Genomic DNA, 24,258 nt, shown 5'->3' on the forward strand with positions numbered 1-24,258 from the left:
AATCTCATATAAATATAATATTTTACAACTAGTATCAAAAAAAACACGTAGCTTAATACAGCTGGAAGTTGGAATCATATCGTATTTTTTTAATCTTATAAATTTAAAAAATGAGAATTGCTCTATTTGGCACGCACAAAGTAGTTAAAACCACCTTAGCAGAAGAGCTTCTAGAAAAGCTTCCCGGGTATACACTGGAAGTAGAACCTTACTATCAGCTGGAATCATCGGGGCATGAATTCCTTGAAGAACCCACTGCCGAAGATTTCGTTGAACAATTTAACTACTCCGCCCAGCTAATTTCACAAAGCGGAGACAATGTAATATTCGATAGATGTGTACTCGACATCTTAGCTTATCTGTATATTCTTGATCCAAAGAAAAATATTCAGTTCCTTTTTGAAAAGACCTTTGCTATATTGGCCGAAATTGATCTTTTGGTGTTTGTCCCCATTGAAGAACCCGATTTGATACCTTGCCACAAGTCGGATCTACCCAAACTTAGATCTAAAGTTAATGATTTACTCCGCGATTGGATTGACGACTTTGGTATACAAGCTATTGAAGTAAACGGCCCATTATCGAGTCGTAATAACCAGATACATGCAAAAATTAAATCCTGAGATGTTAGATTTTTATATTATTGATGATAAACAAGTAAAACCAGATTTCCCTGAAAAGGCAGGATTGGTTTTCGCTGGACAACTTGACGAAAAAACTTTCAGCAGTCTTCAGCGAAAAGGCATAATCGCCACACGATTTGACTATTATACGGATTTCAGGCTGGATACTGCTCTGATTAAACAAATTGAGCAAATTATACTAAACAAGGGACTCCAAATGGATACTGACATAAATAGCTTCATCCAAATACTTGACATTGCAAGTAACAAACAAAGTGGTTTAATTGCCTATAGTGATTAAACATATCTTTTGCATGAAGCGCGGTCCCTCCTTCGCTAAAACGGATCGTTTGAGCTCCCTATAAAGTTCATAAACTCAATTTTGGGCTCAACAGCAAGGTTTTTATCTCTTTGTTCCTGAAAAAGGACAAAGCTCGGTATTCTCAGCAATTGATCCTGTATCTCTTTATTCTTATATTGGGAAATATGTACGAAAGTATTGCTTTCACCACCCTGCAAAATAGTATACAGGAATTGTGTTCCATCTAACTTCCTGAAATCTTTGAGAAAGCTTTCAATCATTTTTTTATTCATGTGTACATAGTCATCATGGACACTATAGGTTACTTTAACAACGATCATTTCTTTTATTAATTTATGTTTATAAATGCACAGCGGAATTTTCAATGCGCAAAGGGAGCTTCTCGATTTCACGTAAACTGACAGTCGAAGAAAGCCTTTGTGAATTGGACAACAAGATATGAAAAATTTGGGTCATTGGATCTCGGAATGTACAATCTATAAGCATTAAAATGCCGGCAGCTGAGTGTACCAGCAATAAAAATTGTGAATCCCCATAAACGATTCGGTACATCACAAAAAATGAGACTAACCATCGGGATTTTGATACGATTTGATCAAATTTAAACCTGTTATTTCATTATTTTCAGCCATTCATTCAATAACATTTATAAACAGTTAGCAAGTCCATAGACATCTTCGAAATACAATCAGAAGCCATGAACAATAAAAACCTTTCTACAAAGCCACACTATCCCATTTTAGACGGACTACGAGGCGTCGCTGCGATTATCGTTGTAACCTTTCATCTCACGGAGCCATTGGGAACAGGACATCTCGATATCTTGGTCAACCATGGCTATTTGGCCGTTGACTTTTTCTTCCTTTTATCTGGATTTGTAATCGGCTATGCCTATGATGATCGCTGGCATAAAATGTCTATTGGTACCTTCTTTAAACGCCGTATTGAACGCCTTCAGCCGATGGTTATATTAGGTATGACTCTTGGCGCAATAGGCTTTTATTTTACAGATTCTACAATCTGGCCACTTATTCACACCGTTCCGCTCTGGAAAATGCTTTTGGTCATGCTCATTGGTTATACGATTCTTCCAGTTCCCCTCTCTTTGGATATTCGAGGCTGGCAGGAAATGCATCCGCTCAATAGTGTCGGTTGGTCATTGTTTTTTGAATATATTGCCAATATGCTATATGCCATCGGTATTCGCAAACTATCCAAAACAGCGTTAAGCATTTTGGTCTTTATTGCAGCTGTGGCACTCGCCCATTTGGCGATCACAAGTCCTACTGGAGATGTTAGCGGTGGCTGGACATTAAATGCTGAACAAGTGCGGATAGGAATCACCCGCACCATGTACCCTTTTTTTGCGGGACTCCTGCTATCCAGAATAACGAGCCCGAGCCGTATCCGACATGCTTTTTTATACTGTAGTATTTTAATCGCCATTGTATTGTATATGCCTCGTATAGGTGGAGCAGAACAGCTCTGGATGAACGGGATATATGAGTCGGTATGTATTATCATTGTATTCCCCCTGATCGTTTACCTGGGGACAAGCAGCATATCAAGCAGCAGATTAGAAAACAAGCTTTGTAAATTTCTGGGTGACATCTCGTACCCGCTATACCTCGTACACTACCCTTTCGTCTATTTTTATGTTGCCTGGATCAGCAACAATAAGGATATGACGCTTATAAAAGCTTTGCCTTATGCCCTATTGATTTTGGTAGGAAGTATTACAATGGCCTATGTAAGCTTGAAATGGTATGACGAACCTGTCCGCAAATGGCTCAGAAAGAAACTGGGTTAATGTATAAAAAAAGTTAGCGGCATAAGGGGCAACCGCTAAAAATAGTGCTATTCAATACACCTGTTTAACGTTTCAGTATTCTTCGAATAGCTTGTTGTTCATGCCGTAACAACAAATTAAGTTCGTCGGGACTAACAGTCGACTTTGCAGCAATAAACAATGCATTTGGGTAGTCAATGAATTTTTCTTGCAATAATTTCGCTCGCTTCATGTGAAAATCTGAGGTAATCACGATGAAGAGATCTGGAGAGATGTTTTTTATGATCTCTTTTGATAGCATAAAATCTTCGTAAGTATTTGTGGATAGTACACATGGAAGTAAATCTTTCTCTGCGACACCTCTTTCCATAAGATAAGCTTGAGCATAAGCGCCATGCGGCTTTTCTGTCCGATTGAAATGTTCACCCATGCCGCCGGTACACAAAATTGTAGTCCCTTCATTATGACAATAGAAATTATAGGCACATTCATTTCTATCTAATGCCATAACGCTGAGATTCCCCCGCTCATCATTGGGTGCGCCCAACAATAATATCAGGTTTTTAATTTTTTCCATACGATTTAAATATTCATACAATCAAATGTAATAAGACCTGGATGAAAAGCAAGTAAGAAGTCGGTTAAATTTTATCCAGCCATTATTAACTCTCAACCATTTCATGCTCAAATAAATTAAAATGTTACAAAACATTTTTCAAAGTTGATTAATCAATCGATTGACTAAACTAATTGTGATAAAAGTTTATTTTTTTACACACCAATAAAAGATGCCTTATTTATATTTATTGATACACAATATAAACCATTATGAGAAAACTTTTAAATCTAATGCTTGCAACCCTCGCTTTAGGGGCTGCATCCTGTAACAAGACCTTGGTAAATACCGAAGAAAGTGTCGAAACTCTAAAAGCAAAAACATCAACTAGCTCGGTAACAAATGAATGGAACAGTAATCCCTACAAGCTGAACGTCATCTATTTTGTTCCAAATGATGTGGATTCCATTCCCAACTTCAGAAAGCGTCTTAGCAAGATCCTGTTGGACGCCCAAAATATGTTTGCAAATAATATGGATCGCGAAGGGTTCGGCAGAAAATCCTTCGGATTGGATCTGCTCAATGACAGCCTGATTAATATCCATTACATCGCTGGAAAATATGGCAAAGCTACTTATCCGTACTCAGGGGGCAGCGGCGCTGTGAAAGCCGAAGTGGACAGCTATTTTAATCAAAATCCGTCAGGAAAAAAAAGCGAGCACAATCTAATCATTATTCCAACCTACAATACAGATCCAGCTAATCCGGGAGGCCCTCCATTCTATGGCACAGGTACCAGCTGCTACGCATTAGATTATGTAAATCTGGACGCCAAAAACTTAGGAATAGGCGGTGATATTGGATGGAAAGCAACTGTATGGATAGGTGGAATGATTCACGAACTGGGCCATGGCTTAAATGCCAGCCACAACAGAATGAACAAAACGTTAGCGCCAGCTTTAGGTACGGCATTGATGGGTTCGGGCAATTCAACCTATGGAATCTCTACAACTTCTTTGACCAGTACCACAGCAGCAACATTTAACAATAGCCAAGTATTCAGCTCTGTGGTAAGAACTGACTGGTACGCATCCGCATCTGCAGAAATAACATCCTTATCATCAAGCTTTGTGAACAATAAGATTATCGTTTCCGGGAAATTTACAACAACAAAACCGGTCAATGACATTGTTGTTTGGCATGATAGGGAGCCATTTGGAGTGAATAACGATTATGATGCCGTACAATGGTCGACAAAAATAATTGGACAGGATAGTTTTCGATTTGAGTGCCCATTAGCTGATTTTTATGATCTGACAGGGAATTACGAAATGAGAATAGGATTTCTCCATGTCAATGGAAGCCGTACCACCTTAGGATACGCCTATAACTTCGTTAACAATATACCCGATTTATCGAAGGTTGTGACCTATAAACTGTTACCGACAACAGGTTGGTCAATTGTAGCTAGCGATAGTAATGAGCCTGGATCACCAGCCAGCAATGTATTGGATATGAATAGAAGTACGGTCTGGCATACTCCGTGGTCGTCCACTCAAACCCCGCAGCCACATTTCTTTTCCGTCAATATGGGTGCATTACGCACCGTGAAAGGTATTGCTTTCCGTAACCGCGATAATTTAAATGGAGCGATGAAAGATGTCAATATTTACTCAAGTACAAATGGTGTAAGTTGGACCTTGATCAAAACGACACAATTGAGCAAAGTCGCGGGCTCCTGGATCAATGTCGACCTTACTACATCCGTTAGCACCCAATACCTTAAAATAGAGTCGACAAGTTCTTGGGGTGATTTCTTCTATTCTCATCTTGCAGATTTTGGTGCATATTAAAACTTAGATCGATAGAATAAACGGCCGGTATAACAAATAGTACCGGCCTTTTTTAGCTTTGATCAACACCGAATAAGTGAGATTCATAACCGAATAAGTGAGATTCATAATTGAGGGTAGCAAATAATTTTATATTTTTAGTAGATCATACTGACTTTGACTTATCAATAAGCTAGAAAAAACGATCGAAATAATCACTTATCACTAAAATTAGGATGAATAGACAAGAACTGATCAAAACTTTTTCTGACAACCACCATACGGTTATTGCCTATATCCAGGCATTACCTGAGCCCCATTTTTCATATCGTAATCATGAAAAATGGACGGCTGGTCAGCAGCTAAAACATATTCTCTTAACGCTTCTACCCTTTCCAAAGGTACTTCAGTCAAAAGATTATATAGCCCAAAAATTCGGATCCCTGCAACGCGCCACCTGGGACTACGACACGGTGCGTAACAATTATCTCAAAACAAGCCGGCAGGCCCCAAGTCAATTTTTGCCTGAAGAAATCCTGCCCGCACAGAAAGAGGGGCTGATTGCGCAACTGGAAAATCAATCAGCTATTTGTACTGTACAATGAAGAGGAGCTCGATAGCCTGGTTTTACCACATCCTTTGCTCGGCAAACTCAGTATTCGCGAAATGTTTTTTCTGATGAGCTATCATCCCTTACACCACCTGAATCAAATCAAGGAAAACTTGGTCTCATTCAATCAATGAGCTACACTTTATTTATCAGCTTTTCATCGAATCAGTGTTAACGGTACTGTCTATTCTCTTGTATGGACCATATCATATAAATCAAAGCCTTCAGCCCAATAGTCTTTATGGATTTCCCTTAGTATAAAACCATTTTTCTTATAAAATCCGAACGTGAATTGAGAGGTACCGACTTCGATCTTTTCAACCTGATGATGGGTGTACAGAAAGTCAATACGGTGATGCAATAGGTTTTTTCCAAAACCAAATCCGTGATATTTTGGATTTAAAAAACTCCAGCTCAAAAATCCTGTGCGCTCATCATCAGAAAAACCTACTCCACCGCCACCAATAATTTGCCCGTTAACCAGTGCAACAAAATACGTCTACATTTCCTGGTCAAGATATTCTGTGAAATCAGCAACCTCGCTCTGTGCAAAGTACTTCGGTATATTCATATGAAGAATATCGATCAGCTTATTTCTATCCTGAACATCATATTTCCTAATTTCCAAATACTTATCCATAATTGGTATGATTACAAATCCCTGTCTATTGTTAACTTACATTTCCTTTGAAGTTTATTAAATATAATAATAATTTAGTGTGTTTTTATTGCGCTATTTCCAAGCCCACCGATTGGCCATATTTTTCCCAAGAAACATTAAAAACCATCGCTATTGGCTTGATTTTTGATTAATTTTACGGTCGCACTGCGGTAAGCAGATGATCATTAAATACCCAATATGCAAAAACCTCAAAAGGATATTCCGATTTTTTTTGAAGCATTAAATCAGATGCCGATTGCAACTGCCATTTATGATAATTCGAACCTCAATATCGCATTCGCCAACTCGCGAATGCTAAATATGTGGCGTACAGAAAACGAAATATTTGGACATTCCTTTGGAGAGGTTTTTCCGGTTTTTACCCAAGAAGGATTTACAGATATACTCCGTAATGTCTGGGAGAGCGGTGTCACCTACAAGGCATTTGAAACCCCTGCAACGATCATTGACCGTGATTTCAAGATCAAACGTTATTTTGATTTTGAATATAGGCCCCTCTTTGATAAGCGTGGCCGAACTTATTCCATCCTCCACACAGCTACAGATGTCACGCATAAGATACACGAAGAGAAACCTGAAGATCAAGAAAATATAACAATCAATCCCGCAACCAACCTGCGCATGATATCCTATACGCTATCACATGATGCTAAAAATCCTTTGGCTCTTGCTAAATTGGGCATAGGTGTGCTAAAAGAACATTTGGATATGCAGTCCAATAGGCGGCTCGAATTGTACGATGTCATTGATCAATCACTTGAAAACATTGCTGATATTATCGACAAAACGGTCGAACTGAGTCTTGCTCCAATTAACAGACTACGGAAACAAGCTCTTCGTTTAGATCTTACATTGCCCAATTGGTGCCGGGAAGCCAAATTACTATACCGGAGCCCACATACTGAACTTATCTTTGGTGACCTTTTTCCAGTAAACAGTGATCAAAATGCAATCTACCAAATCTTTACAAACTTGATCAACAATGCCGTCAAATACTCTTCGGCCAATAAGAAAGCAGCGGTGCATATTTATAGTGAAAAAGTAACGAACGGTGTGTTATATATCATCAAAGACAATGGTATCGGTATTCCGCAGCATGAACTCGAAAATATCCGCATGGAAAGACTCCGTGGTTCAAATTCAACGGATTACCAGGGAAAAGGCATCGGATTGTTTATCGTTCAGGAAATCCTTGAAAGACTCAAAGCGCAGATGGCCATCTTCAGTAAGGAAAACCAAGGAACCGAAATCCGTTTATTTTTCCCAAATTAATAAAGCGATGTAGCCCTTTTATCTTCCTTTCATGGCAGATTTTGCCAATCTTAACCTGCTATTCAAGAAAAATCATTGTTGGACTGCTGATTTATGGCTAATTTTGAGTGTTTAGAAATTGTAAGCAAAATCAGACACGTCTCTATGAATCATTTTCGTAAATATTGGAAACTATTTTCCCATATTGGTGCACATCCGGGCATGTCATACATCGATTTCAAACGTGTGCACATGATAAATTTGATTGCATTGTTATGTTTATTTCCGACAATTTTCTTTTCAATCCTCAATCTTATCGACCACCGCTATGTTTTATCGGCGATTAATTTCTCCAATTCTATATGTTCGTTTACGGTCCTTCTGCTTCAATATTATGGGAAACACAATATCGCTAAGGCAACTCTATTGATAAGTAATTCTGTGTTTTTCTTCGCTGGGGCACTACTTTACAAAAATGGCGGTGAATATTTTTTATTGTGTACATTGATTGTCTCGATGTTGATGTATGACAACCGAAAGATCCATATAGTCCTTTGTATTACGGTAGCTTTCCTGATTTTACTGTTATATTTGCTTCCTGATATACTTCCCCTGAGCCAGCAAGTTCCACGATCCAGATCTGTTTTCAATATTATCAATGCGCTTGCTTTTATGGTCGTTGCTGTCAACTTTTTTCTTGATATCATCTATAAGAATATGAAAAAAATTGAGCAGCAACGCCTCAACTTAGAATCCATGAATCGGGACAAAGAAAAAATTTTTTCTATTATCGCGCACGACATCAAAAGTCCTTTTGCCAACTTGGAAGCACTGGTATTTATGTTTCGTAATCAGATGCTCGATAGTACGGCATCCCAGGAATATATCCAACAGATCTATCAGCAGATTACGCAGCAGAATCAAGCTTTGGATGATTTGCTGCAGTGGGGCAGCAGCAGTATGCAAGGTATGAATACTAAAGCATCACCCCAATTGATCAAACCTATGATACAACAAATTATTAAAGTTTTTAATGAGAACACACAATCTAAACAACTAAAAATCAATATTGATATACCTAACAACACGCAGATAATTGCCAATCGGGATCATACCATCATTATTTTACGCAACTTGATTAGCAATGCGATCAAATTCAGCTATGTGAATGGGAATATCAACATCTACACCAGCATCGATGAAACCTATACACATATTCATATTCAGGATGAAGGAATAGGGATTAACCCTTCGAAGTCTGCCGCACTTTTTAATGAAATTCAGCAAAAGTCCTTTGGCACTGAAGACGAGCCCGGATCGGGTGTGGGCCTAGTCTTATGCAAGGATCTTATTGAACGAAACAAAGGTGTTGTGAACATCCAAAGTACACCCAATAAGGGATCCGTTTTTACAGTTGGATTGCCATCCTGCCCCAACCATAAGCAGCAAACCAAGATCGAAGTGCCTACATGCTGTTAACCCAAATATAGGTTTAGAAAATTTTTGATGAGATTATTTATGGTAGAAAAACTTTGTGTACTTCAATATAGGTTCATTTTTGTAGATTTACTCCTAATACACATTGACGCAAAGGAAATATGGAAGCAAATGCCAATTATGTATATAAAATCATCGACACACCAGTTGGCCCTATACACTTAATCGCTACCGAAAAGGGACTTTCAGGTTTAGTTTGGGCGGACAAGGATTATATCCGCACAAAACTTCCTACAGCAACCTACAATGAAGAGGCTCCCGTTTTAATACAGGCGGAACTGCAGCTGAATGAGTACTTTGCAAAAAAAAGACAGATATTTGATATTCCGCTTGATTTTCAGGGAACAGCCTTTCAGATCAAGGTCTGGAAAATGCTTTTAGGTGTTCCCTATGGCACAACCAGGACTTACGGTCAACTGGCGCAGCAACTTGGCGACAGCAAAGCCGTCCGGGCCGTTGGTGGCGCGTTGAATAAAAATCCTATCGCTATCATTGCCCCTTGCCATAGGATAGTTGGCACCTCGGGCAAGCTCGTTGGCTTTGCCGGAGGCATTCGCAATAAGTCTATCCTGCTTGACCTTGAACAACAATATCGGACCCCGACACTATTCTTTAACGCTGACTATTAGCCTTAGAGTATGTTATTCCTGCGGAATAACAATCATTTCAGGAAATCTTTGAATTGCGGATGAAGAGAAAAAAAATTGCATCTCCGCTTTTGTAATTAAAACTATATCTTTATGAAAAGAATTACACGGTCACTATGATAGAGAATACGTTTGGAATGGATATAATGCCTGAAAATGAACATGACAGACTGAATGCCCTCAGACGCTATAAAATAACTGGAACCCCTTCTGAAGCCAGCTTTGATGGAATTGCAAAATTAGCCACACAAATCTTCAATGCCCCTATTGCATTACTCTCACTAGTGGATGCAGAATCTGTCTATTTCAAAGCAAATATTGGCATGGGCACCACAAAGGAAACGAATCGAGGGCAAAGCTTGTGTAGTCTAGCTATTCTGGACAAGAAAGTAACGGTCTTTGAAGATACACTGAAAGAAGATATCCTACTGACCAATCCAAATGTAATTGGTGATTTTGGACTACGGTTTTACGCAGGTGCACCACTTATTACGCATGATGGTTTTATGATCGGTTCACTGTGCGTCATCGACAAACATCCGCGCGCTTTCACTGTGGCTGATCGACAGATATTAGAAGGTCTTGCTCGAACCGCAATGGATCAAATCGAGCTTCGAAGTTCTTCCATAGATAAAATTGATGAGCTTGAGGGTGTCAATATTACTATGGCAACCATGCAACAACGGCTGCTCGAGCTTAATGACGAGATGGAACTTGCCAATGATGAACTTTATCGTACCAATAGCCAGCTCAACAAATCCTATGATTTGACAGTGCTGCTCAACAAAAACCTCAAAAAAAGTGAACGTCGATTCAGATCCTTTATAGATAAGGCCCCAATAGCCTTTGCGATTTTAACAGGTCGTGAATTAGTCATTGAAGTTGCCAACGATATGATGCTCAAACTCTGGCACAAAACAGAAATCATTCTTGGCAAACCACTTGGACAGGCGCTTCCCGAATTACAGGGACAGCCTTATTTGGGGATATTGGATGATGTCTTTACTACTGGCCAAAATTATATTGGAGACACTGCCTACGCAAGACTTGAGTCTATGGGAGTATTGGGCGATCATTATTTTGATTTCACCTATGAGCCGTTGAAGAATGATGAAGGCGAAACGGAGTCTATTATTGTCATCGCCAATGAGGTTACGGAGCGTATCAAAAGAAACGAACACCTTGAAGCCCTCAACTATCAGCTGGAAATTGCACTAAAAGCTGGTGAACTCGGTTCTTACAATCGTGATATAAGAACAGGTAAAATGGACTGCTCGGAAACCTGTAAACTCAATTTTGGTCTCACTAAAAACGATCGCTTTGACTATGATGTCCTCATGCAAAGCATCGTCCCGGAGCACCGCGAAATGGTCTATCAAAAAGTTCAGGATGCTATCCAGAACAAGACCACTTATCACGCTGAATATCTCATCCGTTGGCCTGATGGATCGTTGCATTGGATCAATGCGTCGGGTCTTCCCAAATACGATGCAGAAGGTAATGCGACTCACCTCATTGGTGTAGTGGCCGATATCACAAAACGGAAAAATTATGAGTCTCAAAAAGATGATTTCCTGGGCATTGCCAGCCATGAACTAAAGACGCCCGTCACGGGGTTAAAGGGAACGATTCAACTGCTGGAACGATTCAAGGACAAAACTGGAAGTGACATCATTTCAAGACTTATTGATCAGTCTGCTGTCAATATCAAAAAGATCGTTACACTTGTTGACGACCTGCTCAATATGCATCGAATCAGTGAAGGGCAGCTTCATCTCGAAAAAACAACCTTCAAGGCATCAAAGATACTTACCTCCAGTTGTCACAATATCATATCCCAAGGCAACCATCAAGTTAATATTACCGGCGATCTCGATGCAGATATCTTTGCCGACGAACAACGTCTGGAACAAGTCCTTGTCAATTTTGTCAACAATGCCGTTAAATATGCCCCAGAATCGAGAGAAATCAATATTACGGTTGAACAACTGCAAGATCGTATCAAAATAACCGTCAAAGATCAAGGTGAAGGTATTAATCCGGCAGTACAGCCATTTATTTTTGATCGATATTATAGAGCTAATCACGAAGGTAAATCCTACTCGGGGCTTGGACTGGGGCTCTATATTTCCGCTGAAATAATCAAAAAACACGGGGGTCAGATAGGAGTTGATAGCACCGTGGGTTTGGGCAGCAGTTTCTGGTTTTCCATCCCACTCCCGACAGCAGAAAAATAAACGCAAAAGAGCCGGTTTTTACCCGGCTCTTTACTATCAAATCCTACGTGCTTATTGATAGACTGCTTACACTTACATGTAGTAGTCCGGCATTTGAAAATAGACTTAGGCTGTCTCCTCAACCGTCGCGTCAGGCGCATTCTTCTTGACAGATTCAATGCCATTTTCCATACCACTTGCGCTTTCATACATCTCGCTGGTTCCAATAATTTGGCCATTGGTAGCCTTGAGGTTGAAGTAGTGCTTACCGTTCGTAGAAGTTTTACGATCAAATTTGTTATCGTCCTGAGCGTTCTTTTTTACAGATTCAACGCCATTTAAGCAGTTTGCTTTAGTTGTATAGCCTTCACTGCTTAAAATCACCTGTCCGTTTCCAGCTTTTAGATTAAACTGGAATTCTCCATTTTTCCGTGTTTTTACTTCAAATTTACCCATTTTCTCAATTAATTAAATAAATATGTGGTTATCGGAATTAACTTCCATACTAAAGATAATACTTTTCAATGTTTTTATTGTAAAACAACGATTAATTTTTTTATCATCAATAAGGTACATACTTCCTAACATCTGTTCTAAAAGATTAAACGTCACAGTATGCAAGACTGTTTAATCTCTTAAAGCGGTTAAATCTTGTGTAGGAGCCGGCAAATTCAGATTACTGATCGCCGTATAGACAGATTCATCAACTTTAAAACCCCATTTTCTAAAAAAATCCGAAAGATCTTTTTGTCCAATCTGACATGCCGACAGCATAAAATAGCGCATTTTCTCTGCGTCTGTTGAAACTGAGGGTCTGTTCTCGCGGGTAGTTTTGCTAAGTTTGATGTAGAAATCATCACCAAATCCTAACCAAAGCTGATGAAACATAATCATTTTCAAATCATTATCCCCTGAATTAAAGTTGCGGTCCGCGATGTTTTTCTGAAAGTAAGTCGTCAATTTAGGCCAGGAATTATTGGCAGTCACCCGGCTTACCGGCAATCCAAATCCCCTTTCACTGGCTAGAGAATAGACATTCACGGTTGTTTCTGTCAGATTGCCCCAGGTCCAAGCTTTTTGTTGATAGGTATGCCCTACTTCATGCCATATTCCCCATCCATTTGTATTGGACAGGTATTTTGGTTGCAACATACGATAAGATAAAGCATCTGTGAAATAAATAGAAATACCAGCAGCCATATAACCACCTGCACTCGAATCTCTCACGGTAATCAGGTGTTTATTATATGGTATGGCATGTACTCCACTCGTACCATTCAAACCACTGATCCGATTGGAAAAACCAATAATTGAATCCAGTCTATCCACAATAAGCTGTTGATCTTCGTTCTTATACAGCATCGCATCGGCAATTTTGGTTACCATAATGGTGTGATCTGACGAGAAGACGACATCCGGCACGGTATTTTTCAACGAATCCAATGTAGCTACCCATTGCTCATGGGTGGTAATTCCCTTTTGAAAGTAAGGTACCGGGATAAAGCCATTGCCAAAAGAAAGCTCTATTTCTCCAGTTGTTGTGTAATTATCAGCTGTATAAATCACATAAACCAAGCCCCCGTATTGATCCACTGTGAACGTTTGCGTACCTGCTTGGAGATTAAAATACTGCCGTACTGGTCGAATATTGTCTCTAAAAGGCGTCCCGATCGCCAAGCGTGCTGCTGTCGTCCCCGAGTTGACTTTGACTTTTATCGTTATAGTACTGTTTGGCGCTACATAAAATCCGGTCATTTGCATCTCATTATGATTTGCGCGAAACTGAAGTCTATCAACCTCAGTTGCAGCCGAAGGACTTACTTTAAATCGTTGGACCGAATCCGCTATTGCTAAGGATTCTGCGCTGGAATCGTTCAGTAAAGTGTACATTAAGCTACCATCCTTCCGGCAGGAAGTGGTCATAGCGATCACTAAAATCGTGATTAAGGAAAACACGGTCTTTCTCATAATTTTTAAATAAAGTTTATAATTTGTATTAATTGTCAACACTTCTTTCCGATCACCCTTCAAAGCCTCAGCGGCTGTTTCGAAGTTTTTATTTTTCTAATCGATTTATGGTTCATCGAAACCTGAAAACCAGATGATCCCTGCAAAGAATTCACTTCACCTTCAGCAAAGTATTTTAGTTCATAATCTAAAAGCAAGATATAATATATTGTACGGAAAAATAATCAACCACTCCACATCAAACGTTTGCACAATCAGTGAAAACCTTTTCGCTTTGATAAATTTCAAATAATTATAAAGAAAATCTGTTTTAAAAAAATGACAAGAAACGAGTAACACCCCTATTCTCTACTGCTATAGAAGCTAGATGTTATTCAAACTAATTACACAACCCCAACGTTATTCCCTCGAACACCACATCATAAAGGACTAACATGGCAGCACATGATCATCACAACTGTTACCATCAATAACATTATATATCATTCTCTTGATGCAGAATAATCATTACGTGAAGTCGAAAAACTCCAAAAAAAACAGTATAACCAAAAGTTATAACACACCTGTTTCTATAATCAACTTTTAATACAGATAACAAACATAAACACCTACAATACAAAGAATAACGAAAAATAAAATCATAAAAAAACAGCAGTCAAAAAAATAAAATAAAAAAGGCGATTTCTCTGTTATTGGAATCAGGTTTTTATTCATCCGCCTATTTTTCCAGTGATAGTCTTCTGCAGGTTGGTTTTACCACAATCGGTGATAAAAAATTATAATTTTAAAAAGCGAATCGTTAAATTCGAAAAGTACACTATGAAATTAATACGCTAATTTTGCTTGCAATCAAACAAGATTGATGGAACACTTAACCTAAACTATAGCCCTAGACACTATAGTGCGGCAATAACGAGCGATTATCTTAAAACATGAAAAACAACATAAAGGAACAAAACGAAACGTTAAATCAATTGGATCAAAATTCAGCATTGCTAGCAGAACACCCCATTCTAGTAGAATTTAAAAACCTTATTCACCAGTATCCTCAGAATCACTGGGATCTCCAATTCTACTTGAAAAAGCTCAATATATCAAGAATAGCGTTACATCGATTGACGCTTTCAAGTAATGAAACTTCACCCAGCACGATCGTCAAGGAAATTGTTGCAAGTGAGATTGCCAAAAAACTAGCTTCTACGGAGATTCCGATTAAAGAGTTGACTTCGTATTATGGTTTTAGTTCATCAGCATCATTAACACGGTTTATAAAAAAGCATACTGGTCTTAGTCCGCGAAAATTTAGAGCATTAAACGCATTGGATTATATTTAGACTTGTCCAGCGACTATCTCTCATTTCGATGGTTAAAAATTGAATATCTTTAGGTAAACCTTTTTACGATGTTTCATGATACTCATGCATTTACCAACATTTAATATTGATTCAATAAGGCTGCACAGTGAATAAAAATCAAGATAGTGCAGCTACTGCTTTTTGATAAGCTTGTAATTATTCAGCGATTCGTCCTTTTGAACAGTATACTGATCTTTGAGTTGCATCACCCAACCCTCACCCTCTATTCGCTGTCCTTCGATTTTAGTAGGCCTACTAACGGTTATTTTATCCCAATTGGGCGCCATGAGCGCCCCACTTTTGACATCTAGAATCCCCCAGTTATCGGTGATCCTTATGGTTGGATAAACAGTTCCCAAATCTGTGATTGGGAGGATATTTCTCGGATCAAAAGACACATTCATTTTCTCAAATTTAATGGTCATATGAGGCTGATCCACAAACAAGGAACGATATAATGCAATTTGCTTCTTTATTTTTTCCGCTCGTAATTGTTCTTCTGTGAATATCTGTTTTCCATTATACTCCGCTGTAATGGCTTTTACTGTTGCTGCAAGATCTTTCGGAAGTTCAATGTTCAATTCGCGCATAAAGAATACAGTTAAATCTGTATTTACTGAAATCTTTTGATTCCAAAGCGGATCCTTTAAACTCATTATATATCCATAGATGGGCGTGGTATTGTAGGCAAAAGACCTTACATAAGTGGGGTTCTTGAAAAATCTGTCTATTACATCAATGAAATGTTTTTTTGTTTTTTCTTTATCTCTCCCACTGATCATTACTCCGGTATACTCTGCAATCCCTTCATTAAGTTCCAATTGATTTTCAATATGGGCAGAGCCTGGAAAAAGTGAATTTCGATACTTCCGAAAAATCAAAGCATCCTTCAAGTGCATTCGTTGTTCATCTTGCGCGTCTGAACAAACCGCCTTTTTAAGCGCCTCCAATTCAAAACGTAAGTATATCCGTCCATTCTCTTGATCCAGATGGGTACTTTCGCTGTTATTTTGAACGAAGCCCAAAGCCGATTGTGCGGAATGAAACAATTCATGAGCCAACAAATTGATCCGTGCATAATAATCTTTAGATAAAGGCAACATAATCATCGCCCAAGTTCGGCCATTCCACGTTAAAGACGTATTGGCAATATTTACACTGTCGGGCAATTTACCAATATAGCTATTTTTATATTGCACAAACGAACTATCGGCACCAAAGTTATTACTAAATAGCTGTCGTGTCTAAGGCTCCACCAAAATAATATCACCATATAAATCCCTATTCCATAACGAATAACCAATTTTAGTTGCAGTTTTAATTTCACTAAAATATTGAACGATACTGTCTGGCTTTGTCTCCTTAGATTCTTGTCCAAGCGCTAATGCACTGAGCAAAAGATATAGAAACGTTATAGATATTTTCTTCATTAAACACTTGTGAAAACGGTTATAAATGATATTTTTTAGTTAAAAAGAGATTATTAGAATTTGACAAACATCTTCTTTTAAATCCCTAAAAATACATTATATCACTAAAATATCTATCATTAAACAAAAAAAGCACACTTAATATGTGTACTTTTTTGCTCAACATAGACTATGCTGTGTTTATACATCAATATAAAGACTCTTTGAACTACAAAGTCTCCTTGAGATATACTACTGATTCCAAGTTCAATCCATCGAGTCTGCTAATACCTGGTTGTTTTACAAATCCATTCTGTTCAAAAAGTCCGATCAACGAACTTCTTAAGGGTTCATTGATCCAAATCACGTCGTAGGTACTGCAGACGGCAAGACATTTGTCCATTAATGATACCTCCATTTGCTGCAAAGCCTCATGCTGGCAGACACCGAAATCCGCGATTCGAATCACACGTTTACCTGCCAAGCCATCCGGCTTCTGCCCTTTCGAGGTTATTCTGGCATAACCCATCGGCTGATCGTTAGCATATACTACCAGCCATTGATTTGACATACTGTTTATTTCGTTGACAAGTGTTTTGGAATTAAAACTATCAACAATGTAATTGTCTAGTTCAGCTGGCTCCACTAAGCTGCCGAATTTTTCTAGGGCTAGAGTTTTGGTGAGCATTGACAACGCTTCAATTCCCTGCTCTGTTGCTACCGTAAATTTTGTGACTATATTCATATGTGCATCTACTATTAAATACACAAATGTACATGCTATCACTTGCTATTATTCGATACACATTGTTCATTTAGCATCAGTACAGGCTCCCACATAAATAACGACCTATATGCTGGATCGCTTCTATTCGTTTAGCAGAAAACTTGTCCGCGATGACCAACCTAAAATAATGTTCAAAAGTATTCGCAAAAGAGAACGTATAGCCCGGCGTAAATCTTGCACCAATTTTTTCACACTGCGCGTAAAAATCCGCCATATCTGTACTTTCAGGCATTTTAACCCAAAGATTATACCCACCTGCAGGTGTGATCACTTTGGTTTTTTCAGGAAAACTGGAAGCGATTAGGTTGGTGGCCAGATAGGCATTTTTTGCCAGTTGCATCTTCAGTGAACGAATATGCCGATCGTAACTGCTGCTACCGATCAAACGGTTTACGGTCTCCTGATTCAGAGGAGAAACTGTACTGCCCAATGCAAACTTGATCTGTTCAGCATCTTTCAGAAATCGCCCTGTGCTTAACCAACCCAGCCGAATTCCAGGTGCCAGGGTTTTTGAATACGATGAATACGTCATGACCAATCCGCTTTCATCAAATTGTTTTAGTGTGGATGGTCTGCTCCCCTGAAAGTTCAGGTCTCCATAGATATCGTTCTCGATTACAGCAACATGATATTTATGAGCAATCGCCAATAAAGCAATTTTCTGTTCATCTGAGAGCAAAATACCTGTTGGATTATGAAAATTCGGTGTTAGGACGACTGCTTTTACAGCACTTCCTTGACATGCTTGTCTAAAAAAGTCTATATCAAAACCATCTTTAGTAAGAACAGGAATTTCAATAACGCGCAGCTTGAGCACCCGAATGACCTCCAATACAGAAAATACGCACGGACTTTCCACAGCAACAATATCTCCGGCTTCACATGCAGCAGCCAAGGCGATATACAAAGCCTGCAGGGCGCCATCTGTGATCAGCAGTTCATCTGCATGCAGTAAGGTCTGATAGGAGGCCGCACGCCTGATAATATTGTCCTTCAATTGTACCGAACCGTTAGATGGATAATAGCGTAGTAACCCTGCCCCTTGTTCCCGAATGACCTGCTGCATGGTCCGAAGTAAAAGTTTTTGCGGAACAAGAAGGTCCCCTGGGGCAGCAACATTAAATTCCGAAAAACCCCGCCCCACAGGTGACGCTGTTGTCAGACCAAGCCCTTGCTCAAAGACAGCATCCCTTACTACCGGTGGACGTCGACGCCCTTCCGGTTCTGCCAGCATTTCATTCTTCGCACTGACATAGTAGCCAGATTTCGGAACGCTCTCCACCAAACCAATAATCATAAGACACTCATAACCTGACTGAACAGTACTCATACTTAAACCGTAGTAATCTTTAAACTCGCGTACTGAAGGCAGCTTTTGCCCCGGTTTATAGACTCCTGATTTTATATTTTTCTCAATTGCTTGTGTAAAAATTTCAAATTTATAGCTCTTCATCTGTATTGATCACTTTTACCTATACTGTACCTGTATCGCAAATCTAATCAATCTAAATTTGTCTAAAAAAGAAATGACAGGTAATTATCAAATCAATAGCCCTAGCGAATTACGTGCTCTTCCACAGGAGGTATTACCCGAATTAAGTCAGGAACTAAGAAACTTCCTCATTGACCATATTGCTACACATGGCGGTCATTTTAGTTCAAGCCTTGGTGCTGTAGAACTTACTATAGCAGTTCATTATGTATTTAACACCCCTAAGGATAAATTGATCTGGGACGTTGGTCATCAGGCTTATATCCATAAACTACTCACAGGGAGAGCGGCTCGCTTCCATTCGAACAGACTTCTAGGCGGCATAAGCGGATTTCCTGTTATGGAAGAAAATAACTTTGACGCCTTTGGTACAGGTCATTCTTCCACATCCCTATCAGCAATTCTGGGTATGGCCTGCGCAGCCAGGTATAAGGGTGATAACAGCCGTCAACACATCGCTGTTATCGGCGACGGCGCCATGACTGCCGGTCTAGCATTCGAAGCTTTAAATAATATAGGTTTCGAACAGCCTAACCTATTGATTATATTAAATGATAACGATATGTCTATTGATGCCGGTACGGGAGCCCTACAAAACTATCTGACCGACCTGACCTCGGGGCAAGCCTATAATCAGTTCAAATCACAGATCAAAAAGCTGCTGTCATCCCATAAAGATCGGACACAATGGTCAATTGCTGCGATTAGAAAAATAGAGAAATTGATAAAAACAGGGCTATTTGCTTCGAGCAATATTTTCGAGGCCTTAGGAATACGTTATTTTGGACCACTGGATGGTCATAACCTCCACAAGCTTATCAAAATATTTGAACAGTTGAAGCATATCCCCGGGCCCAAAATAGTGCATTGTGTAACACAAAAAGGAAAAGGTTTTACACCAGCCATGTTAAACAAGGCGGAATGGCATGCCACAGGGAAATTCGACAAACTGACAGGTATACGGTTAGAAAACCAACTACCGCAACTCTACAAGGAAACTTTTCAGCAAGTGCTGGGCGAAACGCTGATACAGCTCGCCCAACATAATAGCCGTATTATCGCTATAAGCCCAGCTATGCTTTCCGGCAGCAGGCTGACGGCAATGAAACAGCAGATGCCTAACCGCGTTTTTGATGTTGGTATCTGCGAGCAGCATGCCATTACTTTCTCCGCAGGCCTTGCTGCTGATGGGCTACTTCCTTTCTGTGTGATCTATTCGACATTCTTACAACGCGCCTATGATCAACTAATCCACGACGTCGCTTTACAGAAATTACCGGTCGTGTTCTGTATCGACAGGGCCGGCGTTGTCGGCCCCGATGGCCCCACCCATCAGGGGGCATTCGACATTGCTTTTCTTCGCTGTATACCCAACATCGCAGGCGCTTCGCCCATGACGCTCACAGACTTTAAAAATTTGTTGTTCACGGCTCAGGACATCACTCTTGACGGACCGCTTGCAATCCGCTACCCAAAAGGCCCAGGTGGTCGAGAGAAGCAATCAGACAAATTTATAAGACTTGAAATTGGAAAAGGAAGAAGGCTTTGTTCAGGCCAGGACATTGCCATACTCTCTCTTGGGCCCGTTGGTCAATATGCACAGGACGCATGCAACGAACTGCTCCGGGAAGGCATGCAGGTTGGGCACTATGATCTACGGTTCTTTAAACCGCTCGACGAAGCGTTATTACATGAAGTATTCCAATCATATTCCTATATCATCACTGTTGAAGATGGATGTATAGCTGGTGGAGTAGGAACTGCAGTACTGGAATTTATGACCGAACATGGCTACTCAGCGACCTTGAAGCGACTTGGCTTGCCCGATACTTTTGCAGTACAGGGTACACAGCAACAGCTTCACCAACTTTATTACTACAATAAGCAGGCTATTATCGCCACGGTGAGACAGCTATACACGGGCCCGCTCGAATCGGCAGGCTCAGGGTGTAGCCTTAAGCCGAACGAGTCTTCCCCAAACAGTTAAGTTAGTCACAATAGTAGTGCTTAAACAATATAGATTAAACTATCATTTGGTCTGATCATAGGATCTAAACAGCAAAGGGCCGACCCTGTCAGACATTCAGCTTGCGAAGCTTTCCTAAAAGGTCTTTTTGTCAGGACATGCCTTTCATAGATTTACTTCGTCTTTCAATTGTAAAAAGAATCTATAAGAACCAAAACTGCTTATATCTTCTAAGACAAACATCCAGAAAGGTACGGTGTTTGTGGCTTACATGAAAGAAACAATGTTGTTTCTTTCATGTAGCAATTCATACCATGAAACACTTATTCGTCCTCCTTGCTATAGCGACAGGCTTATTTCTGATCAGCAAGGTTTGCTTTTCACAAAAAGGGAAAGATTCAAAACCGTCAATACAAAATACTATGAATACTATAAATCAAAAAGATCATGTTGTCTATTTTGCCGGAGGATGCTTCTGGGGAACTGAGCATTTCTTTAAACAAGTCCGCGGGGTCACGGCAACCGAAGTTGGCTATGCCAATGGAAACCTTCAGCACCCTTCATACGCACAAGTTTCGACAGGAACCTCAGGTTTTGCCGAAACGGTAAAGGTAACCTTCGACCCGGAGCTTGTCGATCTAAAGCTTCTCGTAGACCTTTTCTTCAAAACAATTGATCCAACTTCATTAAATAAACAAGGCAACGATATCGGTACACAATACCGTACAGGAATCTATTATACCAATGCGGATGATGCCGCTGTTATCAAAGAACAGATAGCTGCTTTAGCAAGTCAATACAACAGCAAAATCGTGGTGGAAATAGAACCTTTACAGAATTATTATAATGCTGAAGCTTATCATCAAAAATACCTGGACAAAAACCCTGGCGGTTATTGCCATATAAGCCCTGATTTATTTAAACTTGCGCGAAATGCCAACCCCGAAAAAGCGAAAGCGGACGTTAAAAACACGTATAAAAAAGCAGATAAGGAGACCTTGAAGAAAGAGTTGACTACATTGCAATACGATGTTACACAAAACAGTGCAACGGAGCGCGCGTTTGACAATGCCTATAATGATGAATTTAGGGAAGGTATTTATGTCGATATCACAACCGGAGAACCCTTATTTGTTTCTACAGATAAATTTGAATCGGGATGTGGGTGGCCCAGTTTTTCCAAACCGATTAGCGATAGCCTGATTCAAGAACACTCCGACAATTCGTACGGGATGCGCAGAACGGAAGTACGCAGCAAAACTGGTGATGCACACCTTGGCCACGTTTTTAACGATGGACCGGCAGATAAAGGTGGTCTGCGCTATTGTATAAACAGTGCTTCACTTCGATTTATTCCAAAAGACAAGATGAAAGCACAGGGTTACGAAAAGTATTTGCCATTATTGGTAAAAAAATAGGCTGCAGCGCCTCATTGGAGGCGCTTGCTCTGAACATTTCAGAATCCTTCAGGCTACCCTTATAATAACCTATTATTCAATGCAAAAACCAATGCTTCATTCATGTTGCTTACCCCTAGCTTTTCAAATAATTTTCGCCGATGAAATTTCACCGTATCAATGGAAACGAAAATTTTCTCCGAAGTTTCATGAATGGTCAGACCTCGATGATAAAAACGTAAAATCTCTATTTCACGTTCGGTAAGATTAATCTTTTTCTGGGAGTTCCATTTCCCAGTCAACAGATCCAATTCCCATACTAAGTTGGAGTGCAACTTTTCGATAGTCACGTTACCTGAAGATATATTAGTGGATAAAGACACGATACAAATTGCTTTCCATATTTTCCCCTCTTCTGTCAAAAAAACAGGTGTCAGTTTATGATTAATTAAAATAAACTTGTTGTGTGCATTTTGTATCTGAAAATCATACGATATAACATAAAGCTTCCGTTCCTCAATGGGTATTTTTTCATAAAAGCTAAACCCCGCTTCGTTAATCTTAATGAGCATCTGGAAATCATCAGATGGAACATATTTTTGATAAAAGCCATAGCCCATTTCCATCACCTCTTTGGCTGTTAAACCAGCTAGAAACAGCGGGTTGTCTGAAACAAACTCAAAACTTTTAGCTTGGTAATCGATTAGGTAAATACTCTGATAAGTAATCCGTGAGAAGGCTTTGACGAGCTCAATATAGCCGTGGGTCTGCTGGATGTCCTTTTCTGAAAGACGATCAACAGTATTTTTTTGTGAAAATAGCGCGTTAAAATCCATAACGAAATTCTAAATGTCGAAGTTAATTAAAACTACACTCAAGTGTAGCTTTTATTTGGACAAACTGTAATACTTTTGGACAAAACAGCTAAGAAATATAGCTAACTGAACGAAAAGCCGGAAAAAACATAAAACCACTTCTTACACAAATGCTTATTAACACTATTCAAATTCGAAATATTGGAATCGCTATCGGGATCTTATTTTTTGGAAACAGCTATGCACAGCAGAAAATTGAGGTTCTAAATTTTGGGACATTTCACATGAGCTATACGCCTGATGCACATAAAGTGGAATTTGACGAAAAAGATCAAAAAAACAGAAAAGAAACATACCAAGTAGCCAAACTATTGGCAGACTTTAAACCAACTATCATCTGCGTGGAAATCATTCCTGAAAAAAACGAAGAATTGAACGGCGATTACAGCTCTTTTATTAAAGATAAAGGATATAAAGCTAAGTTCGGTGGTGAAATAGCCATAATTGCATATGAAGTTGGCAAACTTGCAGGGGTAAAAAAAATTTATGGAATTGATGAACAACAAACTGCTGCTTATAATTACAACATTGCAAATGAGTTGGAGAATCAGGTAGACAGTGTAACCTATAAAAGCTACATGGGAAAAATTATGCAGGAATTCACCCATATTGATAAACTCTCCATTTTAGAAAAATTAAAGGTATTTAATCAAAAAGAGACCTTGCAAAAGTTTATCAATGTAAACGCCGATATCTTAACCTACAGCAGTACAAAAGGTAATTTTGAAGGAGCAGATGAAGCCAGTAAATTCTACCGAAGAAATCTACGGATATTCTCCAATTTAAATCAGATCCCAGTCACTGGGCAGGATCGAATTTTGCTAATCACGGGCGCTACTCACGCAGCTTTCCTTGGTGAACTTTTGCAACGGAGCCCCAAATACAAACTCGTAGAGGTTGCCGAATACCTTCAATAAAACCATCGGTAAGCAAAGACTCTTTTGGCGACTTTCGAATGAAACAGATTAACAAACCTTAATTACT

The 24,258-nt window shown here is 39.4% G+C and carries 23 protein-coding genes; 13 read left to right on the forward strand and 10 right to left on the reverse strand.

What is annotated here, in order from left to right; all coding sequences use genetic code 11:
* The first annotated feature begins 110 nt into the window (after nt 1-110).
* A complete protein-coding gene (locus IQ31_RS00955; protein ID WP_145326825.1) occupies nt 111-623 on the forward strand; it encodes an AAA family ATPase in 513 nt (170 codons plus the stop codon).
* Nucleotides 604-924 (forward strand): hypothetical protein, encoded by a 321-nt coding sequence (locus IQ31_RS00960; RefSeq protein ID WP_145326826.1) that lies wholly within the window; start codon nt 604-606, stop codon nt 922-924. Before IQ31_RS00955 ends, IQ31_RS00960 begins: the two co-directional genes overlap by 20 nt.
* A gap of 35 nt (nt 925-959) precedes the next feature.
* On the opposite strand, the gene IQ31_RS00965 is transcribed toward IQ31_RS00960, so the two are convergent.
* Entirely contained in the window at nt 960-1,265 is a 306-nt protein-coding gene (locus tag IQ31_RS00965; protein WP_088161717.1) for a hypothetical protein, read from the reverse strand.
* Nucleotides 1,266-1,642: 377 nt separating this feature from the next.
* Between IQ31_RS00965 and IQ31_RS00970 the strand changes: the two genes are divergently transcribed.
* On the forward strand, nt 1,643-2,755 hold the full coding sequence (locus tag IQ31_RS00970) for an acyltransferase family protein (RefSeq protein ID WP_075992795.1): 1,113 nt from the start codon (nt 1,643-1,645) through the stop codon (nt 2,753-2,755).
* A 64-nt stretch (nt 2,756-2,819) separates the two neighbouring features.
* Here the strand turns inward: IQ31_RS00970 and IQ31_RS00975 are convergent, their stop codons facing one another.
* Nucleotides 2,820-3,311 carry a YdcF family protein gene (locus IQ31_RS00975; RefSeq protein WP_145326827.1) on the reverse strand — a complete coding sequence of 164 codons (492 nt, stop codon included), beginning with the start codon at nt 3,309-3,311 and terminating at the stop codon, nt 2,820-2,822.
* Between the two features lie 251 nt (nt 3,312-3,562).
* Here IQ31_RS00975 and IQ31_RS00980 point away from each other — a divergent pair, with 251 nt between their 5' ends.
* Together IQ31_RS00980 and IQ31_RS00985 are read left to right on the forward strand one after the other, a co-directional pair.
* On the forward strand, nt 3,563-5,143 hold the full coding sequence (locus tag IQ31_RS00980; RefSeq protein ID WP_198385910.1) for a discoidin domain-containing protein: 1,581 nt from the start codon (nt 3,563-3,565) through the stop codon (nt 5,141-5,143).
* Nucleotides 5,144-5,358: 215 nt separating this feature from the next.
* The gene (locus tag IQ31_RS00985) at nt 5,359-5,727 is read left to right on the forward strand and encodes a hypothetical protein (protein WP_145326828.1); all 369 of its coding nucleotides are present in this window, start codon (nt 5,359-5,361) and stop codon (nt 5,725-5,727) included.
* Nucleotides 5,728-5,916: 189 nt separating this feature from the next.
* On the opposite strand, the gene IQ31_RS00990 is transcribed toward IQ31_RS00985, so the two are convergent.
* Nucleotides 5,917-6,216 (reverse strand): GNAT family N-acetyltransferase, encoded by a 300-nt coding sequence (locus IQ31_RS00990; protein ID WP_145326829.1) that lies wholly within the window; start codon nt 6,214-6,216, stop codon nt 5,917-5,919.
* Between the two features lie 15 nt (nt 6,217-6,231).
* Nucleotides 6,232-6,372, reverse strand: coding sequence for a hypothetical protein (locus tag IQ31_RS27245; RefSeq protein WP_158638759.1), 141 nt, complete (start codon nt 6,370-6,372; stop codon nt 6,232-6,234).
* Between the two features lie 219 nt (nt 6,373-6,591).
* On the opposite strand from IQ31_RS27245, the gene IQ31_RS00995 reads away from it, so the two are divergent.
* The 4 genes from IQ31_RS00995 (at nt 6,592) to IQ31_RS01010 (ending at nt 12,046) form a co-directional block, all read left to right on the forward strand.
* Nucleotides 6,592-7,686, forward strand: a complete 1,095-nt coding sequence (locus IQ31_RS00995; RefSeq protein ID WP_145326830.1) for a sensor histidine kinase — start codon at nt 6,592-6,594, stop codon at nt 7,684-7,686.
* Nucleotides 7,687-7,917: 231 nt separating this feature from the next.
* A complete protein-coding gene (locus tag IQ31_RS01000) occupies nt 7,918-9,144 on the forward strand; it encodes a sensor histidine kinase (RefSeq protein WP_158638760.1) in 1,227 nt (408 codons plus the stop codon).
* Nucleotides 9,145-9,263: 119 nt separating this feature from the next.
* The gene (locus tag IQ31_RS01005) at nt 9,264-9,791 is read left to right on the forward strand and encodes a methylated-DNA--[protein]-cysteine S-methyltransferase (protein ID WP_145326832.1); all 528 of its coding nucleotides are present in this window, start codon (nt 9,264-9,266) and stop codon (nt 9,789-9,791) included.
* A gap of 134 nt (nt 9,792-9,925) precedes the next feature.
* Nucleotides 9,926-12,046, forward strand: coding sequence for an ATP-binding protein (locus tag IQ31_RS01010; protein WP_145326833.1), 2,121 nt, complete (start codon nt 9,926-9,928; stop codon nt 12,044-12,046).
* 105 nt (nt 12,047-12,151) lie between these two features.
* Here IQ31_RS01010 and IQ31_RS01015 read toward each other — a convergent pair whose 3' ends face one another.
* Nucleotides 12,152-12,481 (reverse strand): YegP family protein, encoded by a 330-nt coding sequence (locus IQ31_RS01015; protein ID WP_145326834.1) that lies wholly within the window; start codon nt 12,479-12,481, stop codon nt 12,152-12,154.
* Nucleotides 12,482-12,652: 171 nt separating this feature from the next.
* Entirely contained in the window at nt 12,653-13,993 is a 1,341-nt protein-coding gene (locus IQ31_RS01020; RefSeq protein WP_145326835.1) for a M60 family metallopeptidase, read from the reverse strand.
* 932 nt (nt 13,994-14,925) lie between these two features.
* On the opposite strand from IQ31_RS01020, the gene IQ31_RS01025 reads away from it, so the two are divergent.
* Nucleotides 14,926-15,327, forward strand: coding sequence for a helix-turn-helix domain-containing protein (locus IQ31_RS01025; RefSeq protein WP_145326836.1), 402 nt, complete (start codon nt 14,926-14,928; stop codon nt 15,325-15,327).
* 152 nt (nt 15,328-15,479) lie between these two features.
* Here IQ31_RS01025 and IQ31_RS01030 read toward each other — a convergent pair whose 3' ends face one another.
* From IQ31_RS01030 to IQ31_RS01040, 3 genes are all read right to left on the reverse strand, one after another.
* Nucleotides 15,480-16,547, reverse strand: a complete 1,068-nt coding sequence (locus tag IQ31_RS01030) for a hypothetical protein (RefSeq protein WP_208734069.1) — start codon at nt 16,545-16,547, stop codon at nt 15,480-15,482.
* A gap of 439 nt (nt 16,548-16,986) precedes the next feature.
* Nucleotides 16,987-17,502, reverse strand: a complete 516-nt coding sequence (locus tag IQ31_RS01035; protein ID WP_145326837.1) for an N-acetyltransferase — start codon at nt 17,500-17,502, stop codon at nt 16,987-16,989.
* Between the two features lie 76 nt (nt 17,503-17,578).
* Nucleotides 17,579-18,997, reverse strand: coding sequence for an aminotransferase-like domain-containing protein (locus IQ31_RS01040; RefSeq protein ID WP_208734071.1), 1,419 nt, complete (start codon nt 18,995-18,997; stop codon nt 17,579-17,581).
* Nucleotides 18,998-19,070: 73 nt separating this feature from the next.
* Between IQ31_RS01040 and dxs the strand changes: the two genes are divergently transcribed.
* Together dxs and msrB are read left to right on the forward strand one after the other, a co-directional pair.
* A complete protein-coding gene (gene dxs / locus IQ31_RS01045) occupies nt 19,071-21,023 on the forward strand; it encodes a 1-deoxy-D-xylulose-5-phosphate synthase (RefSeq protein WP_145326839.1) in 1,953 nt (650 codons plus the stop codon).
* 401 nt (nt 21,024-21,424) lie between these two features.
* The gene (gene msrB, locus IQ31_RS27815; RefSeq protein WP_232475538.1) at nt 21,425-22,420 is read left to right on the forward strand and encodes a peptide-methionine (R)-S-oxide reductase MsrB; all 996 of its coding nucleotides are present in this window, start codon (nt 21,425-21,427) and stop codon (nt 22,418-22,420) included.
* A gap of 59 nt (nt 22,421-22,479) precedes the next feature.
* Here msrB and IQ31_RS01055 read toward each other — a convergent pair whose 3' ends face one another.
* The gene (locus tag IQ31_RS01055; protein ID WP_145326840.1) at nt 22,480-23,235 is read right to left on the reverse strand and encodes a response regulator transcription factor; all 756 of its coding nucleotides are present in this window, start codon (nt 23,233-23,235) and stop codon (nt 22,480-22,482) included.
* A 149-nt stretch (nt 23,236-23,384) separates the two neighbouring features.
* On the opposite strand from IQ31_RS01055, the gene IQ31_RS01060 reads away from it, so the two are divergent.
* A complete protein-coding gene (locus IQ31_RS01060; protein ID WP_198385912.1) occupies nt 23,385-24,191 on the forward strand; it encodes a DUF5694 domain-containing protein in 807 nt (268 codons plus the stop codon).
* The last annotated feature ends 67 nt before the right edge of the window (nt 24,192-24,258 follow it).

Origin of the sequence: Sphingobacterium siyangense, assembly GCF_007830445.1 — a bacterium.
GTDB lineage: Bacteria > Bacteroidota > Bacteroidia > Sphingobacteriales > Sphingobacteriaceae > Sphingobacterium > Sphingobacterium siyangense.

Bases quoted from the DNA above. Each gene is read 5' to 3' on its own strand.
- IQ31_RS01060 (WP_198385912.1), top strand. From the start codon at position 23,385: ATGCTTATTAACACTATTCAAATTCGAAATATTGGAATCGCTATCGGG.
- IQ31_RS00960 (WP_145326826.1), top strand. From the start codon at position 604: ATGCAAAAATTAAATCCTGAGATGTTAGATTTTTATATTATTGATGAT.
- IQ31_RS00980 (WP_198385910.1), top strand. From the start codon at position 3,563: ATGAGAAAACTTTTAAATCTAATGCTTGCAACCCTCGCTTTAGGGGCT.
- IQ31_RS01015 (WP_145326834.1), bottom strand. From the start codon at position 12,481: ATGGGTAAATTTGAAGTAAAAACACGGAAAAATGGAGAATTCCAGTTT.
- IQ31_RS01010 (WP_145326833.1), top strand. From the start codon at position 9,926: ATGATAGAGAATACGTTTGGAATGGATATAATGCCTGAAAATGAACAT.
- IQ31_RS01035 (WP_145326837.1), bottom strand. From the start codon at position 17,502: ATGAATATAGTCACAAAATTTACGGTAGCAACAGAGCAGGGAATTGAA.
- IQ31_RS27245 (WP_158638759.1), bottom strand. From the start codon at position 6,372: ATGGATAAGTATTTGGAAATTAGGAAATATGATGTTCAGGATAGAAAT.
- IQ31_RS00995 (WP_145326830.1), top strand. From the start codon at position 6,592: ATGCAAAAACCTCAAAAGGATATTCCGATTTTTTTTGAAGCATTAAAT.
- IQ31_RS01005 (WP_145326832.1), top strand. From the start codon at position 9,264: ATGGAAGCAAATGCCAATTATGTATATAAAATCATCGACACACCAGTT.
- IQ31_RS00955 (WP_145326825.1), top strand. From the start codon at position 111: ATGAGAATTGCTCTATTTGGCACGCACAAAGTAGTTAAAACCACCTTA.
- IQ31_RS01020 (WP_145326835.1), bottom strand. From the start codon at position 13,993: ATGAGAAAGACCGTGTTTTCCTTAATCACGATTTTAGTGATCGCTATG.
- IQ31_RS01040 (WP_208734071.1), bottom strand. From the start codon at position 18,997: ATGAAGAGCTATAAATTTGAAATTTTTACACAAGCAATTGAGAAAAAT.
- IQ31_RS00975 (WP_145326827.1), bottom strand. From the start codon at position 3,311: ATGGAAAAAATTAAAAACCTGATATTATTGTTGGGCGCACCCAATGAT.
- IQ31_RS00965 (WP_088161717.1), bottom strand. From the start codon at position 1,265: ATGATCGTTGTTAAAGTAACCTATAGTGTCCATGATGACTATGTACAC.
- dxs (WP_145326839.1), top strand. From the start codon at position 19,071: ATGACAGGTAATTATCAAATCAATAGCCCTAGCGAATTACGTGCTCTT.
- msrB (WP_232475538.1), top strand. From the start codon at position 21,425: ATGAATACTATAAATCAAAAAGATCATGTTGTCTATTTTGCCGGAGGA.
- IQ31_RS01000 (WP_158638760.1), top strand. From the start codon at position 7,918: ATGATAAATTTGATTGCATTGTTATGTTTATTTCCGACAATTTTCTTT.
- IQ31_RS00970 (WP_075992795.1), top strand. From the start codon at position 1,643: ATGAACAATAAAAACCTTTCTACAAAGCCACACTATCCCATTTTAGAC.
- IQ31_RS01055 (WP_145326840.1), bottom strand. From the start codon at position 23,235: ATGGATTTTAACGCGCTATTTTCACAAAAAAATACTGTTGATCGTCTT.
- IQ31_RS01025 (WP_145326836.1), top strand. From the start codon at position 14,926: ATGAAAAACAACATAAAGGAACAAAACGAAACGTTAAATCAATTGGAT.
- IQ31_RS00985 (WP_145326828.1), top strand. From the start codon at position 5,359: ATGAATAGACAAGAACTGATCAAAACTTTTTCTGACAACCACCATACG.